The organism is Halobaculum sp. D14 (genome assembly GCF_051195135.1).
In the GTDB taxonomy this organism is placed as follows: Archaea; Halobacteriota; Halobacteria; order Halobacteriales; family Haloferacaceae; genus JBNTKA01.
The window spans coordinates 258,137-273,074 of the sequence record NZ_JBNTKA010000001.1 but is presented as its reverse complement, the minus strand read 5'-3'; the positions used below and the strand labels follow the sequence as shown (position 1 = coordinate 273,074).

Annotated in this window: 17 protein-coding genes; 11 read left to right on the top strand and 6 right to left on the bottom strand. The window is 72.5% G+C overall.

Going from position 1 to position 14,938, the window contains the following annotated elements:
• Nucleotides 1-49: 49 nt before the first annotated feature.
• The 4 genes from ACQUST_RS01340 (at nt 50) to ACQUST_RS01325 (ending at nt 3,689) form a co-directional block, all read left to right on the top strand.
• Complete coding sequence (locus ACQUST_RS01340; RefSeq protein ID WP_435124097.1) at nt 50-1,087, top strand: extracellular solute-binding protein; 1,038 nt, start codon at nt 50-52, stop codon at nt 1,085-1,087.
• Nucleotides 1,088-1,124: 37 nt separating this feature from the next.
• Nucleotides 1,125-2,075, top strand: a complete 951-nt coding sequence (locus ACQUST_RS01335; protein ID WP_435124095.1) for an ABC transporter permease — start codon at nt 1,125-1,127, stop codon at nt 2,073-2,075.
• Nucleotides 2,072-3,043, top strand: coding sequence for an ABC transporter ATP-binding protein (locus tag ACQUST_RS01330; protein WP_435124094.1), 972 nt, complete (start codon nt 2,072-2,074; stop codon nt 3,041-3,043). The genes ACQUST_RS01335 and ACQUST_RS01330 overlap by 4 nt, the downstream gene beginning before the upstream one ends.
• A gap of 169 nt (nt 3,044-3,212) precedes the next feature.
• Complete coding sequence (locus ACQUST_RS01325) at nt 3,213-3,689, top strand: DUF7384 family protein (protein ID WP_435124092.1); 477 nt, start codon at nt 3,213-3,215, stop codon at nt 3,687-3,689.
• Between the two features lie 218 nt (nt 3,690-3,907).
• On the opposite strand, the gene ACQUST_RS01320 is transcribed toward ACQUST_RS01325, so the two are convergent.
• Entirely contained in the window at nt 3,908-4,546 is a 639-nt protein-coding gene (locus ACQUST_RS01320) for a non-canonical purine NTP pyrophosphatase (RefSeq protein WP_435124090.1), read from the bottom strand.
• A 167-nt stretch (nt 4,547-4,713) separates the two neighbouring features.
• On the opposite strand from ACQUST_RS01320, the gene ACQUST_RS01315 reads away from it, so the two are divergent.
• On the top strand, nt 4,714-5,409 hold the full coding sequence (locus ACQUST_RS01315; RefSeq protein ID WP_435124088.1) for a DUF7119 family protein: 696 nt from the start codon (nt 4,714-4,716) through the stop codon (nt 5,407-5,409).
• Here ACQUST_RS01315 and ACQUST_RS01310 read toward each other — a convergent pair.
• Entirely contained in the window at nt 5,355-6,695 is a 1,341-nt protein-coding gene (locus tag ACQUST_RS01310; RefSeq protein WP_435124086.1) for a M20/M25/M40 family metallo-hydrolase, read from the bottom strand. The two genes, ACQUST_RS01315 and ACQUST_RS01310, sit on opposite strands and share 55 nt — an antisense overlap.
• 139 nt (nt 6,696-6,834) lie before the next feature.
• On the opposite strand from ACQUST_RS01310, the gene ACQUST_RS01305 reads away from it, so the two are divergent.
• The gene (locus ACQUST_RS01305) at nt 6,835-7,281 is read left to right on the top strand and encodes a universal stress protein (protein WP_435124083.1); all 447 of its coding nucleotides are present in this window, start codon (nt 6,835-6,837) and stop codon (nt 7,279-7,281) included.
• Between the two features lie 111 nt (nt 7,282-7,392).
• Here the strand turns inward: ACQUST_RS01305 and ACQUST_RS01300 are convergent, their stop codons facing one another.
• Entirely contained in the window at nt 7,393-7,968 is a 576-nt protein-coding gene (locus ACQUST_RS01300; RefSeq protein WP_435124081.1) for a GNAT family N-acetyltransferase, read from the bottom strand.
• A complete protein-coding gene (locus ACQUST_RS01295; RefSeq protein WP_435124079.1) occupies nt 7,965-8,333 on the bottom strand; it encodes a universal stress protein in 369 nt (122 codons plus the stop codon). The genes ACQUST_RS01300 and ACQUST_RS01295 overlap by 4 nt, the downstream gene beginning before the upstream one ends.
• Nucleotides 8,334-8,469: 136 nt before the next feature.
• On the opposite strand from ACQUST_RS01295, the gene ACQUST_RS01290 reads away from it, so the two are divergent.
• Nucleotides 8,470-9,282, top strand: a complete 813-nt coding sequence (locus ACQUST_RS01290; RefSeq protein WP_435124077.1) for a DUF5806 family protein — start codon at nt 8,470-8,472, stop codon at nt 9,280-9,282.
• A gap of 75 nt (nt 9,283-9,357) precedes the next feature.
• On the opposite strand, the gene ACQUST_RS01285 is transcribed toward ACQUST_RS01290, so the two are convergent.
• Nucleotides 9,358-9,642, bottom strand: coding sequence for a hypothetical protein (locus tag ACQUST_RS01285; protein ID WP_435124075.1), 285 nt, complete (start codon nt 9,640-9,642; stop codon nt 9,358-9,360).
• A gap of 346 nt (nt 9,643-9,988) precedes the next feature.
• A complete protein-coding gene (locus tag ACQUST_RS01280; protein WP_435124073.1) occupies nt 9,989-11,086 on the bottom strand; it encodes an aminopeptidase in 1,098 nt (365 codons plus the stop codon).
• A gap of 175 nt (nt 11,087-11,261) precedes the next feature.
• On the opposite strand from ACQUST_RS01280, the gene gnd reads away from it, so the two are divergent.
• The 4 genes from gnd to ACQUST_RS01260 all read left to right on the top strand — a co-directional run bounded on the left by gnd (nt 11,262) and on the right by ACQUST_RS01260 (nt 14,935).
• On the top strand, nt 11,262-12,158 hold the full coding sequence (gnd, locus tag ACQUST_RS01275) for a phosphogluconate dehydrogenase (NAD(+)-dependent, decarboxylating) (protein WP_435124071.1): 897 nt from the start codon (nt 11,262-11,264) through the stop codon (nt 12,156-12,158).
• Between the two features lie 160 nt (nt 12,159-12,318).
• Complete coding sequence (locus ACQUST_RS01270; protein WP_435124069.1) at nt 12,319-12,897, top strand: 2Fe-2S iron-sulfur cluster-binding protein; 579 nt, start codon at nt 12,319-12,321, stop codon at nt 12,895-12,897.
• 120 nt (nt 12,898-13,017) lie between these two features.
• Nucleotides 13,018-13,377 (top strand): DUF7522 family protein, encoded by a 360-nt coding sequence (locus ACQUST_RS01265; protein ID WP_435124067.1) that lies wholly within the window; start codon nt 13,018-13,020, stop codon nt 13,375-13,377.
• Between the two features lie 190 nt (nt 13,378-13,567).
• Complete coding sequence (locus ACQUST_RS01260; protein WP_435126071.1) at nt 13,568-14,935, top strand: MATE family efflux transporter; 1,368 nt, start codon at nt 13,568-13,570, stop codon at nt 14,933-14,935.
• The last annotated feature ends 3 nt before the right edge of the window (nt 14,936-14,938 follow it).

Below are 14,938 nucleotides of genomic sequence, written 5' to 3'. Positions count from 1 at the left end.
GACCGGCCCCACCAAAACCGTTATGTGGCGACCGACGGTCGATGTATCTATGTCGGAACAACGGTCCTGCGGGGACGTCCGCTCCGACCGGCCGGCCGGGCGGCGGTCGTTCCTCGCGGCCGTCAGCGGCGCCGCGACGGCCGGCGTCGCCGGGTGCGTCGGCGCGGCGAGCGCCGGCCGGAACACGGTCACGGTGTTTCACGCCGGCAGCCTCTCGCCGCCGTTCGCCGCCGCCGAGCCGTCGTTCCAGTCAGAGACCGGGCTGACCGTCCACCGCGAAGCGAAAGGCTCGGTCGGGTCGACGCAGAAAATCACCGAGGAGGGCCGGCACGCGGACGTCCTCGGCGTCTCCGACTTCCGGCTCGTCCGCGACATGATTCTGCCGGCGTTCGCCGACTGGTACGGCGTGTTCGCGACGAACGCGATGGCGGTCGCGTACACCGACGACAGCGCGTACGCCGACGAGTTCGACGCCGGGAACTGGTGGGAAATCCTCTCGCGTGACGACGTCCGGGTCGGCCACTCGGACCCGGCCGTCGACCCGTGCGGCTACCGCTCGGTGATGGCGATGCGGCTCGGCGCCGTCGACTTCGACGGGGAGTCGCTGTACGGCGAACGGACGGCGAGGCGACTCGAAGACAACGCCGTGGTCGCAGCCAGCACGGAGACGGACCTCATCGGCCAGCTCGAAACCGGGTCGCTCGACTACGCCTGGGAGTACCGGTCCGCCGGCGCGACCCACGAGTCGCTGAACGTCACGACCCTCCAGCCGCGCGTGAACCTCGCCGAGCTGTCCGACCGCTACGCGGACCACTACGCGTCGGTGTCGGTCGACGCCGGCGGCGACACCTACACCGGCGCCCCCATCGCGTACGGCATCACGGTGCCGTCGGTCGCGGAGAACCCCGCCGGCGGCCGGAAGTGGGTGGACTACCTGACCGACGGCGCCGGCGAGCGGTTCCTCCGCGAATCCGGGTTCGAGCAGGTGTCGCCGATGGTGGTGCCGGAACGAACCGCTGACGCTGCGCCGCCGCAGGTGCTCGACGGCGCTGCGACGAGAACCCACCTCGGGCCGCTGTCGCTGTGAGGACGAAGACGCCCGCGGCCCGCTCGACGACCGACACATGAATCCGTCTCGCCTCGGTGCCGGCACGCTGACCGCGGCCGTCGTGACCGTGCAGGTCGCGGCGTTCGGCGTCGCCGCCGCGGCCGGCGTCCAGACGCTGTACGTCCCGTTCGCGCTGCTTTCGGCGGTCGCGCTCGGCGTCCGCGCCGACGAAGGGTGGTTCGGCGTGGCGAGCGCCGCGCTCGGCACCGTGTTGCTGCTCGCGCTCGGCGTCCCGCTGCTCGCGTTCGCGTTCCGGCTGAACCCCGACCTCGTCGCCGAGGCGGCGCGGTCGCCGGCGGTTCACCGGATGCTGCTGCTGACGATTTACGGGCCGCTCGTCGCGGCCGGCGGCGCGGTGCTGTTCGGGGTGCCGCTGTCGTACCTGCTGTCGAACGGCTTCCGCGGGCAGTCGGTCGTCGAGAGCCTCGTCGACCTGCCGCTGGTGGTGCCGCACTCGGTCGCCGGCCTGCTGGTCCTGTTCGGGTTCGGCGAGGGCGGCGTCTTCCCGTCGGTGACGGTGCTGACGACGCTCGCCGGGATGGTGCTCGCGCTGGGGTTCGTCTCGGCGCCGTACGCGGTGCACAGCGCCCGCGAGGCGTTCGACGCCGTCGACGACGACCTCCGCAGGGCGGCGCGGTCGCAGGGCGCTTCGCCGTTCGAGACGTTCCGGCGCGTCACGCTGCCGCTCGCCGGGCGCGGCGTCCTGGTCGGCGGCGTGCTGGCGTGGGCGCGCGGCGTCTCGGAGTTCGGCGCCGTCGCGGTCGTCGCCTACACCGTCTACGCGTACGTGCCGGGCGTCGGCAGCGTCGCCGCCCAGCACGCCCCGGTGTTCATCTTCAACACCTACCGGAGCGAGGGGCTGGCGGCGGCGGGCGGCGTCGCCGCGGTGCTGCTCGCCGTCTGCGCCGCGATGTTCCTGCTGGTCCGGTGGCTCACCGCCGGAGGCGACGCGGGTGGTGTCGTATGACCCGCGACGGCGACGACGACGGGCTGGACGCGTCGGTCCGTGCGACGTTCACGGCGCCCGGCGCGGAGCCGTTCACCGTCGAGATGGACGTCTCGGTCGGCGCGGGCGAGACGCTCGTGGTGCTCGGCCCGAGCGGAAGCGGGAAGACGCTGCTGCTCGAAACCGTCGCCGGCTTCCACGACCACGACGGCACGGTCAGGCTGGCCGGACGGGACCTCACCGGAACGCCTCCGGAGAACCGCGGGTTCGGCCTCGTCTTTCAGGAGTACGCGCTCTTCCCCCACATGACCGTCCGGGAGAACGTCGCGTTCGGCGCGCGCTACTACGACGACGTCCGCGACCCCGACGCGCTGCTGGGCGAACTCGGCGTCGCGGACCTCGCCGACAGGACGCCGGCGACGCTGTCGGGCGGCGAGAAGCAGCGGGTGGCGCTGGCGCGGGCGCTCGCCATCCGGCCGGACGCGGTGCTGCTCGACGAGCCGCTGTCGGCGCTCGACGTCCCGACGCGGCAGGCGCTCCGCGACGACCTCGCGGACGCCCTCTCGGACGTCACCGCGGTGTACGTCACGCACAACCGGACGACGGCGCGGGCGCTCGCCGACCGAATCGCGGTCGTCCACGACGGCGCCGTGCTGCAGCGCGGCGCGCCCGACGAGGTGTTCGACGCGCCCGCGTCGCCGTTCGTCGGCGAGTTCGTCGGCGCCAGCGTCGTCCCCGCCGCGGCGCTCCCCGACGCCCCGGAGTGGGCCGACACCGCGGCGGTTCGCCCCGAGTACGTCCGCGTCGACCCGGACGGGCAGGTCGCGGGCGAAGCGGTCCGGGTGACCCGCGCGGACGCCGCGCACCGCGTCCTCGTCGACGTGGATGCTGGGGGGCGTCTCGCGCTGTTCGCGCAGGAGCCGCCGGCGGTCGGCGACCGGATGCGGCTCTCGGTTCCGCCGGAGCGCGTCACGTACTTCGAGGAGTGACTCTCGACGAGGCGCTCGTCCGCGACAGGCCGACCCGGATGGTTCTTTGGCCGGGCGCGACGAGCCACGGGTATGGAGACGTGGGCGTCGCTGTTCGAGCGAGCGGAGCCGTTCGAAGTGACCGACGAGGCGGTTCGAGCGGCGCTTCGGGAGCACCGCGAGGGCGACGATGCCGAGTGAGGAGTCGTCGCCGGCGCGCGTCGTCGCGGACGCGGACGTGCTCGCGGCGGACCTGCTGGTCGGCGACGCGGCGCGGGAGGCGCTGGACGCGCTCCGCCGTCACTCGTGGACGACGCTGGTGGCGAGCGACGCGCTGCTCGACGACGCCGAGGCGGTCGTGGCGTCGCTGGCGGACGCGTCGCTGGCGGCGGACTGGCGGGGGCGAGCCGAGGCGTGGCGCGAACCGGTGTCGCATCCGGCTGACGACCATCCGGCGCTCGGGTCGGCGTACCGCGGCGGCGCGATGCACGTGCTGTCGTTCGACGACCGGCTCACCGGCGCCGGCGCCGCGGCGGGGCTGAACGCCCGGTTCCCGGTGAGCGTCCGGGAGCCGCGGGCGTTCGCGGCGCTGTTCGACCCGGCGAGTCTCTACGCGGAAATGGTCGGCGGGGAGTACCCCGGCCCGGACCGCGACCCGCGGGAGTAGGGCTGACAGGCGGCGATTCGGTCGCTCCCGGCGGGTCGCCGCTCGCCCGCTTCGCCCGGCCGGGAGCCGTCGTCAGGTCACGGCGGAGGTGCCCGCGGCATCCGATAAAAAGTCGAGGAGTGCGTGCGGAGAATCGGCGCGCGGCGGAGCGGTTTGCGGCGGAGCGGGGTGGAGTGCAAGGAGCGGAGTGGAGCCTGGCGGAGCCGTGTGGGAGGTCGCTATCGGCGGTCGGCGAACCACTCGGCGAACTTGGCGAGCGCGCGGCCGCGGTGGGAGACGGCGTTCTTCTCGGCGGCGCTCATCTCCGCGAGCGTCCGGCCGTCGTGTTCGAAAATCGGGTCGTAGCCGAACCCGCTGTCGCCGCGCGGCTCGACGATTCGGCCGCGGACGACGCCCTCGAACAGTTTGACGGGGAGTGCGTGCTCCTCTTCGTCGTCCGGGGTCGCGCCGGTGGCCGCGGCGGCGACGCGGTCGTCGCGGTCCACCGGGTCCGGGCTGGCGTCGAACGCGTCGCCGTCGCAGTAGGCGAGGACGCAGCGGAACTCCGCGCGCGGGTCGTCGCCGAGTTCGCGCCGGGCGAGGTCGCCGACCGCGTCGACGCCGAGCGTCTGCTCGACGAACGCGGAGTACGGCCCGGGGAAGCCGTCGAAGCCGTCGACGAACAGGCCGGCGTCGTCGACGACGACGGGCGCGTCGGCCTGCCGGTAGGCTTCGCGGGCGCCGTAGGCGGCGATGGGGGCGAGGCTGTCCGCCTGTATCTCCGTGTAGTCGAAGTCGAGCTGCTCGACGTCGGCGTCCCCGAGATACTCGCGCGCCTCCCGAATCTTCCCCTCGTTGGTCGTCACGTACCGGAGCATCAGTACCGGAGGTCCGGCCGGGTGCCTGTTAGCGGCATCGATGGCGAGCGGCTCCCGCCGCCGTCTCGGCTGCCGCCGACGAGGAGTCGGCGCGCGACCCCCGACGCCGGCTGGCAGGAACGACCGTGCCCGGGAGCCTTTTGCCGGGGCGGGCCGTGTATCCGTTCATGAGTGACGAGCGCCCGGCGGACCGCAGGGCTGCCGTCGGCGACCCGGTCGTGCGGGGCGACCCGGCGGTCACCGGGCCGCGGGCGGAGACCGCCGTCGGCTTCGACCCGGACGACCCCGAGAGTCTCGCCGAGGCCGGGGAGACGGTCCAGCAGTTCGCGACCGAGACCGTCGGCTCCGCCGACAACGTCCTGATGCTGCGGGGCGCGGCGGCGTGTGCGGCGCTCGTCCGCGGTCACGGCTCGTACAAGGCGGCCGCCGAGGAGGCCGGCGACGGCGTCTCCGTCTCGTTCATCCGGAAGTGGGCGCGCGTCCACGACCTCCCCGAGTCCGTCCGTCGGCACGTCGCCCGCGGCGACATCGCGCCGACGGCCGCGAAACACATCGCCCGCGTCGCCGGCGAGGACCGCTTCACGCTGGCGTTCGCCGCGCTCGACGCCGACCTCACGGTCCGCGACGTCCGGACCATCGCCTCCGAGGTCGGCAACGGGACGCCGGCCGAACAGGCGCTCCGGGACCACGGCGTCACGCCCGGGGAGCTGACGATGCGGCTCCCGATGGACGCCTATCGCCGCCTCCGCGACCGCGCGTCCGTCGAGAACCGGCCGCCCGGCGACGTCGTCGCGGAGGCGCTCGACGCCTACTTCTCGACCGACGAACGGTCCCCGGAGTCGTCGCCGCGGAACTCGTCGTAGCCGGCGGCGTCCGCGAGGAACCGTCGGGCCGTCGCGGCGTACACGCGCCGCGCTCGCTCCACGTCGCGCCACGGCACCGACTCGTCCGGGAAGTGCGCCTGGTCGATGGTGCCGGGGCCGAACAGCACCGCCGGGACGCCGGCGGCGACGTAGTGGCGCGAGTCGGCGCCGTAGGTCGCGCCGGCGACGCCGCGGTCCGGCACGTCGGCGTCGGCCATCGCTCCGCGGAGCGCCTCGACGACCGGTTCGCCGGCGTCGATTTCGGCGGGCTCGAACTGCACTGAGAACCGCTCGAACGTCGGCGGGTGGTCCGCGAGCCAGTCGTCCGCGGCGACGACCTCGGCGAGCCGTCGCTCGAACGCCGCCTCGACCTCGGCCACGGTTTCGCCGGGCGCGACGCCGAGCCGCCACTCCGACTCCAGCGTTCCGGGAACCGTCGACGCCCACGAGCCGGCGCGGACGGTGCCGCAGACCACCGGCCACGGAACCGGGAATGACTCGTACAGCGGGTGCGTGACGGCGGCCGCGCGCTCGGATTCGAGGTCGGCGAACGCCGCGCGGACCGCCTCGAACTTCGGGAGGACGTCGACGCCGCGCCACCGCGTCGCCGCGTGCGCGGAGCGGCCGCGGAGCCGGAGCCGCATCATCACGGAGCCCTCGGTGGCGGTGACCGGCGTCAAGTCGGTCGGTTCCGCGACGACGACGGCGTCTCGGTCGAACGGGTACGGGCTGTCGAGCGTCGACGCCGCGGCGCCGATGCCGCCGTCCTCCTCGCCGGCGACCGCTTCGACGACGACGCGGCCGTTCAAGTCCGCGTCGGCCGCACCGTCGTCCGCGGCGGCGCGAAGGTCCAGCGCGGCGTAGACGCAGGCCGCGAGCCCGGCTTTCATGTCGGCGGCGCCGCGGGCGGTCAGCGTCTCGTCGGCGCCGTCGCGGCGCCAGACGGGGTCGTACGGGTCGGTCTCCCAGAGCTCCGGGTCCGCCGGGACGACGTCGACGTGGCCGTTCAACACGAGCGTCGGGCCGGCGTCGGGGTCTCCGAACTCGGCGACGCCGGCGACGCTCGGCCGCCCCGCGGCGTCGATGTCGGCCGGGTCGTCCGGGAACGACGGGTGGTCGGCGAGCAGCGCCGGGTCGGCCTCCCACTCGTAGACGTCGAACCCGAAGTCGTCGAACCGGCCGGCGAGCCAGTCCGCCGCGGCGGCCTCGTCGCCGGCGGTCGACGCGAAGCCGCAGAGCCGCTCCGCGAACGTCCGGAGGTCGTACGGCGGCGTGGCAGTGTGCATGCAGCCGAGAACCGCCGGCTGATGGTAAGGATTTGGACGCGGACGCCGCGGCGCGCCGACTCGGCGACGGGGACGCGGCGGCGTGTCGGGGCGGCGGCGCAGGGGAACACCTTTCACTTCCTCCGACACAGTCGGAACCATGAGCCTCGACGTCGAACGCGTGCTGGTCCCGGTCGACGGGAGCGACGAGTCCCTGGAGGCTGTCGAGTACGCGGTCGCCATCGCGGACCGGTACGACGCGTCGGTCCACGCGCTGTACGTCCTCGGCGAGGAGGTCGTCCGCGCCATCGAGACCGGCGTCGTCGACGAGGAGGAGGTCGCCGCGGACACGGAGGCGTTCACCGACACCGTCCTCGAGATGGCGGAGGACGCCGGCGTCGGGTCGTCCACGTCCATCGCGTACGGCTTCTCGACGACGCAGAAGACCAGACATCCCGGCTCCGTCATCCTCGACACCGCCGAGGCCATCGAGGCGGACTTCGTGGTCGTGCCGCGCGAACCGCTCACCGGCGAGCCGGGCGAGGTGCTGGAGAAGGCCGCGGAGTACGTCCTGCTGTACGCCAGCCAGCCCGTCCTCTCCGTGTAGCCCGCCCGGGAACTGCGGTCCGGCGCGGGACCGGGACGGAGCGTGGCGACTCTGACGACCTGGCCGCGTCGTCACCGCGACCGAACCGTCACCGCGACGCGCCGAGCCGCGTCACTCGTCGTCCGCGGCCGCGGCGTCCGCGCCGTCGACGCTGCCGCCGTCGAGCAGGAGCGTCATCTCCAGTTCGAACGACTCGGTGTCGCTGGTCTCGAACCCGATTTTCTTGTACAGCGCGACCGCGGCGCGGTTCCACCGTTCGACGGTGAGCCACACCTTCTCGACGCCGTTGGCGGCGCCGTGGCCGAGCAGCGTCTCCAGGACGCGCGTCCCGATTCCGGCGCCCTGGTACTCCTGCAGCACGAAGATGGCGAGTTCGTAGGCGTCGCCGTCCGGGACGAGCGTGGCGTGGCCGGCGGCGTCGTCGCCGTGCCACGCGACGACGTTCCAGCCGCCGTCGCCGAGGATGGTGTCGAGCCAGTCCCGGATGGCCTCCTCGCGGCTCGGCGGGATGCCCTGCGCGCGGTCGCCCGGGTCGAACGACGTGTACATGTCGACGAGCGCCTCGAACTCGTCGTCGGTGCCGCGGTACGCGCGCACCTCGATGTCGCGGCCGTCGCGGTCCTCGAACCGGACCGGCGGCTCCGGGTACGGCCCGGCCGGCTCGTCGGGGTAGATGCGGTCGCTCATCGAACCAGTTTCACCGAGACCGGGGAGTTCAGCAGGACGAACTGTGCGATCTGTCCGAGGTTTATCTTCCCCATCGGGCTGCGCTCGCCGCCGCCGAGCACGACGAGGTCGAACCCTTCCGCCTCCGCGACGTCGACGAGGCGGCTCCCGGCGTCGCCTTCGATGCGCCGGACGTCGGCGTCGAAGTCGGCGTCGGCGAGGACGTCGCGGACCGTCGACTCCAGGTCTGCCTGGTCGGCGTCCGTCTGGGGGTTCTCCACGAGCGCGATGGTGAGGTCGTCGCCGGCGGCCCGCGACCGCTCGACGGTTCGTTCGAGCGCCGTCAGGGAGTCCTCGCTTCCGCCCACTCCCAGGAGCACCTTCATGCGCGCCCCGTCGGAAGCGCCGGACAAAAGGGTGCCGCCGTCCGCCCGCGACGCCGACCGCGACGCCGCCGTCCCGGACGACGCGCGTCAGACGCGCGGGAACGGGTTTTTGAGTGCTCGCCGGGTACGGGCCGCTATGACCGACAACGCCGGACAGGAGCGCGACCGAGTCGACCCCGCGGGCAACGACGTCGACGACGCGGACGCGGCCAGTGGCGACCCGGCCGACGCGACCGGCACCGACGCTGCTGATACCGACGCGACCGAAACCGACGCTGCCGATGCCACCGGTGCCGACGCCACGGACGCGGCCGCCGAGGCTAGAGACGACGCGGACGCGGACGCGGACGCAACGGCGGCCGCCGGAACTGACGCCGGGGACGCCGGCGGCGGGTCGGTTCCGGGGCCGGACGTCGGCGCTGACGTGCCGGAGGACGTCGCGAAGTACGACCGGTTCCAGAAGATGGAGCGCGCCGAGTACGACCGCGTCAACGAGTTCCTCCGCGAGCGCACGTACGTGACGGCGCGCGAGTGGGCCATCGCGCGGCTCTGTGCGGACTTCCGGACGGAGACCGGCGTGGAGATGACGAAGATCGGCGAGAACCTCCCGCGGCTCGTCCCGTTCATGACGGACACGTACACGCCGCAGGCGGTGAACCAGGCGCGCGCGTCGTTCGAGGAGAAGGTGCGGAAAGCGGGCGCCACGTTCCTCTACGGCGCCATGTGCGGCTTCTTCACCGCCGAGGACCTCGACGACACGATGTACGAGGTGACGGAGGTCGCGAAGTTCCTGCTGGAGGTCGAGGGCGTCGACCTCGCCGTCGAGGAGGAACTGGAGGCCGAAGACAAGATTTCGAGCGTGATGCGCGACGTCCGCGAGGCGTCCGCGGAGGTCCGCGGCGAGGAAGTGAAGTGCCCCGAGTGCGGGCACGTCCACGAGCCGGAGTGAGCCGCCGCGGCCGTCGGTGCGGCCGTCGACACCGTCGGTGCGGCCGTCGACGCATCGCGGCGTCCGGCCGGAGCCTCAGTCGATGAAGCCGACGCCGTCCTGGTCGACCTCGGTTTCCACGAAGTCCTTGCCGCGCTCCGTGATGATGTAGTGCGCCTCGACGTCGCCGAGTTGCCGGACGTAGCCGTGTCCGCTGAGCGCCGCGAGCGCCGACAGCACGTCCTGCCGCGACGGCGGGTCGTCCATCCGGTGTTCCAGGTTCGCGAGGACGCCGGCCGGCGAGACGGCGACGCCGGACTGGTAGAGCAGCCGAATCACCGGCTCGGTCGCGTCCGTCCGCCATTCGGAGTTGTTCGCCATACCGTGGCGCTGCCGCCGGCGACTGAAAACGTATCCGGCCGAGACGGCTCCGGCTTCGGCGTGGTTCTCGTACGACTACGGCGTGACTGCGGCCCGGGTGCTCGTGCGGCGGCGGGTCGGTTCCGGTACGGCTACGCGTGACTGCTGGTGCGACGAAACGCCTCGCCCTCCCCAGCCGACTCCGGCGCGGCCTCGCTACCGCTCGGCTGCGCCGTCGCCCCTCGCGCGCTGCCGGCCGCGACGCAGCGCGGCCGCCGCGCGCCACAGCCGGTCTGTGGCTCGGCGCGCGGCGTCGGCTTCTCGGCGCGCAGCGTGGGCTGGTCGTCCGGCTTCAGGTTGGGTGTCGTCAGGCGTCGTCGAAGCCGTCTTCCCAGCGGAACGTCCCGTTTCGCTGGACGACGTCGCCGTCGACGAGCAGCCGGGAGTCCTCGCTGACGTCCGTAATCATGTCGACGTGGACCGCGGAGTCGTTGCCGGATTCGCCGGCCGGGAGGCAGGCGTCGTAGGCGCGGCCGAGCGCGAGGTGGACGGTGTCGCCCATCTTCTCGTCGAACAGGATGTTGTCGGTGAAGCGGTCGATGCCGCGGTTCATCCCGACGCCGAGTTCGCCGAGGCGGCGCGCGCCGTCGTCCGTTTCGAGCACGTCCGCGACCGCGTCTTCGCCCTGCTCGGCGTCGAAGTCGACGACCGCGCCGTCCTCGAAGGTGAGCGAGACGTCGCGGACGCGCCGGTCGTGAATCGTCATCGGGACGTCGAAGAACACCTCGCCCTCGGCGGCGTACGGCGCCGTGAACACCTCGCCGGACGGGAGGTTGTGCGAGTCGTACGCGACCGACGCCGCGGAGTTCACGGCGGTCCGGTCGTCGATGCGCATCGTCAGGTCGGTCCGGCCGGACTCGATTCTGACCTCGCTGCCGTCGTCGAGCACCTGCTTCATGTTCGCCATCTCGTCGGCGAGCGCCTCCCAGTCGCGCAGCACGGCGTCGTAGACGAACTCCTGGTACGCCTCGTAGCTCATGCCGGCCTGCTGGGCGAGCGACCGCGTCGGGTGGACCGTCGACACCCAGTCGGTGTCCATGCGCGCCTCGCGGACCTCGCGGTTCGCGCGGTCGGCGGCGCGACGGCGGTCGCCGGGGACGTCGGCGCCGGCGGTCGTGTTCCTGCCGCCGCCGAGCCGGAGGTAGACGTCCGCGGCGTCGAACAGCGCCAGTTCCGGGTCGCTGGCGTCGAAGTCGCCGTCGTGGCTCCGCAGGTACGCCCGGTCGACTTCGTCGCTGCCGTACGTCGAAAGCAGCGTCGCGCCGCGCTCGCCGACCGCTTCCGCGACGGCGACCGCGAGGTCGTGTGCGCCCTCCGCGACGTCGAGTACGACGTGGTCGTCGGCGTCGACGCGGGCGCTCCAGTCGACAAGTACCTCCGCGTGCGCTCTGACTCGGTCGTCCATGCCGCTCGGTCGGCGGCCGCAGCGAGTAAACCCGGCGGTTGCGGACGAACCGTGGCGCGCCTGGGCCGGTCCGTTGGTTCGTCGGTCCGCCGGTCCGCCGGGCGGCCGGTTCGGGACGCGGGCGGCCGCGCGTCCAATCGCAACGCCTACCCCCCGGGTCTCCGACGCCACACGCATGGAACTCGGCGTTATCGGCCTCGGCCGAATGGGACGCATCGTCGTCGACAGGGTGCTGGACGCGGGCCACGACGTGGTCGCGTTCGACCTGGACGCGGAAGCCACCGCCGCGGCCGCGGACGCCGGCGCGACGCCGGCGGATTCGGTCGCGGACGTCTACGACCGGCTCGGCGAAGGGCGCCGCATCTGGCTGATGGTGCCCGCCGGCGACCCGGTGGACGCGACGATGGCGGACCTCGAACCGCTGTTGACCGACGACGACGTCGTGGTCGACGGCGGCAACAGCCACTTCGAGGACACCGTGCGGCGCGCGGAGGCGACGGACGCCGCGTACCTCGACTGCGGCACCTCCGGCGGCCCCGCCGGCGCCGAACTCGGCTTCTCGCTGATGGTCGGCGGGCCGGCGTGGGCGTACGACGAACTCGTCCCGGTGTTCGACGCCGTCGCGACCGGCCGCGCCGGCCACGACCGGATGGGACCGTCCGGCTCCGGCCACTACGTGAAGATGGTGCACAACGGCGTCGAGTACGCGCTGATGCAGGCGTACGGCGAGGGGTTCGAGCTGCTCCACCGCGGCCGGTACGACCTCGACCTCGAAGCCGTCGCGCGGACGTGGAACAACGGCGCCGTCATCCGGTCGTGGCTGCTCGAACTCTGCGAGGAGGCGTTCCGCGAGGAGGGCGACGACCTCGGCGACGTCGCCGACCGCATCGAGGGCGGGTCGACCGGGACGTGGACGGTGCAGGAGGCGCTCGAACAGGAGGTCGCGCTCCCCATCATCTACCAGGCGCTCGCCGAGCGGTTCGCCTCCCGGGACGAGCGGTTCTCGCGTCGGCTCGCCAGCCGGCTCCGGTACGGCTTCGGCCGGCACGACGTTCCGCGGCGCGACGAGTAATCGGACGGTTAGGAGCGCGCCGAGACCGGCCCGGCCTGGACGAGGCCGCCACGCCGCGGACGACGGGGCGGACCGGAGCCGGCGCGACGGCTGCGGCCGCCTGCACGCAGTTCTGCGACACATCACAACCCTATTCAACCCCCGTTCCGTAGCCGCGAACATGGTTAACCTCGTGGCACTCGGGTTCGGCGCGGGCCTCGTCCTGGTCTTCGTCGCCCTGCACGTCGCCCGCGGCACGGGCTGGGAGCCCACCGCGGACATCTCCGAGGAGGTGCTCGAACACCGCGCCTCCACGGTTCCGGAGACGGACTTCCCGGAGCCCGGTAACCGGGCGGTCGGCGGTGGCGGCGTCGCTGGCGCCGTCGCGGCCGGCGAGGAAGGCGAACTGGAGGGCGAAGCCGGCGGCGAGGAGGAGGCCGGCCCCGGCGACATCCCGGAGGACGAAGTCGAGTACTTCGACGTCGAGTTCGAAAAGGAGGGCGAGACCGTCGAAATCGCGAACAACGAGACGGTGCTGGAGGCGGGCGAGGACGCCGGCATGGACCTCCCGTACGCGTGTCGGCAGGGGCAGTGCGTCTCCTGTGCCGGGCAGATCACGTCCGGCGGGAACGCCGAGGAGTACGTCGAACACGACAACCAGCAGATGCTCGACGACGCCGAACTGGACGACGGCTACACGCTCACCTGCGTCGCCTACCCGCGCTCGGACTTCTCCATCGAGACGGGCGAAGCGCCGTAGTGGCGGAGCCGCGCCGTAGAAGCACCCGTCCGGCGGCGCCGCTTCGCGCGGCGACCGGTCGTCCGCTGCCGGTCCGCTCCGACATCTTTTCACGCTGACGCCGTTTCGAATAGTGTAGTGATGAGCGAGATAAACGGACGGTTACGCGAGGAAGTCGGGGACGACCTCCGGATCGTCGCCCGGTTCGACGGGGACGTGTGTTCGTTTCAGTACCTCCGGGAGGACCTCTCGACCCGGCTGGACGAAGACGACCTCGACCCTGTGCATCAGTGCGTCGTGTTCGACGTGCTCGAAAGGCCGTACTTCGAGCGCGTGTTCGCCACCGCCGGCGGTCACGAGGCGACGATTCGGCAGTTCGAACACGCCTACATCTTCGAGATTCCGACCGGACACCACCACGGCGTCCTCGTGAGCGTCGACCGCGGCGTCGACGAATCCCTCCCGGCGGTGTTCGACCTGTGCCGCGCCGCCATCCAGTGACGGGCGGCGTCTCCGGTCGGCGGTCGAACGGGCCGGCCGGGTCGTCAGCGCGGTGATTCGGCGGTTCGCCGGCCCGTGCTGACCGGTTCCGAACCGTTCAAACCCTCGCCCGCTGAACCGGACCTACGAACCGAAAGTGCCCGAGAAACTCGACACCGGCTCGCTCACCGAAGGGCCGCTCGCGAAGCCGATGTTCGCGCTCGCGTGGCCCATCGTCGCCACACAGCTCCTGCAGGTCGCGTACAACCTGACGGACACGCTGTGGCTCGGCCGCTACTCGACGGACGCCGTCGCCGCCATCAGCCTCGCGTTCCCGCTCATCTACCTGTTCATCTCGGTCGGCGGCGGCTTCACCGTCGCCGGGTCGACGCTGGTCGCGCAGTACACCGGCGCGGAGTCCGAGCGGAACGCCGGCACCGTCGCCGGCCAGACCCTGATGGTCATCACGGTCATCGCCGTCGTCGTCGGCGTCCTCGGGTTCCTGCTCACCGACCCGCTGCTGGCCGTGCTGCCGTCGTCGGCGGCGACCGCCGGGCAGGTGATTCCGCTCGCCGGCGACTACATGCGGGTGTTCTTCCTCGGACTCCCGTTCCTGTTCGGCTTCTTCGTGTTCTCGTCGCTGATGCGCGGCTACGGCAACACGCGGGCACCGATGCTCGTGATGGCCGTCTCTGTGTTCATCAACGTCGTCATCGACCCGCTTCTCATCTTCGGCGTCGGCCCGGTGCCGGAGTTCGGCGTCGCCGGCGCCGCCATCGCCACGGTGTCCTCGCGCGCCGTCGCGTCGCTCATCGGCGTGTACGTCATTCTCCGGACGGACGCCGGGCCGAACGTTCGGCTCCCGGACTTCCGGCCGCGCCCCAGGTTCATCAGGAAAATCGTCTCCGTCGGCGTCCCGTCCGCCGTCGAGCAGTCCGCCTCCGCGCTCGGACTCATCACGCTCACCGCCATCGTCGTGACGTTCCGGCCGGAGGTCGTCGCGGCGTACGGCCTCGGGAACCGACTCACGTCGCTCGTGTTCCTGCCGGCGCTCGGCCTCGGCCGCGCCACCAACACAATCGTCGGACAGAACCTCGGCGCCGACAAGGCCGACCGGGCGGAGCGCGCCGTCTGGACCGCCGCGAAAGTCGCGTCCGGCGTCATGCTCGTCGTCGCCGTCCTCGCGTTCGCGTTCGCCGACACCGTCGTCGGCGTCTTCATCTCCACCGGCACCGACGCCGGCACCGAAACCATCAGGCTCGGCGCCGAATACATCCGGGTCCGCGCCGCCGAGTTCGCGTTCATCGGGCTGCTCCAGGTCGTCCTCGGCGCGTACCGCGGCGCCGGCAACACCCGGACCGCGCTGGCGTTCTCGCTCGTCGCGCTGTGGCTCGGCCGCGTCCCCATCGTCTACGTCCTCGCCATCGACCAGGGGTACGGCCCGTTCGGCATCTGGGTCGGCATGGCCGCCGGCCAAATCATCGGCGCCGTCGCCGCCGCGCTCTGGTTCACCCGCGGCACCTGGAAACACGCCCTCGTCGACGAGGAACCCGAACCGCCGGACGTCGACGGCGGCTAGTCG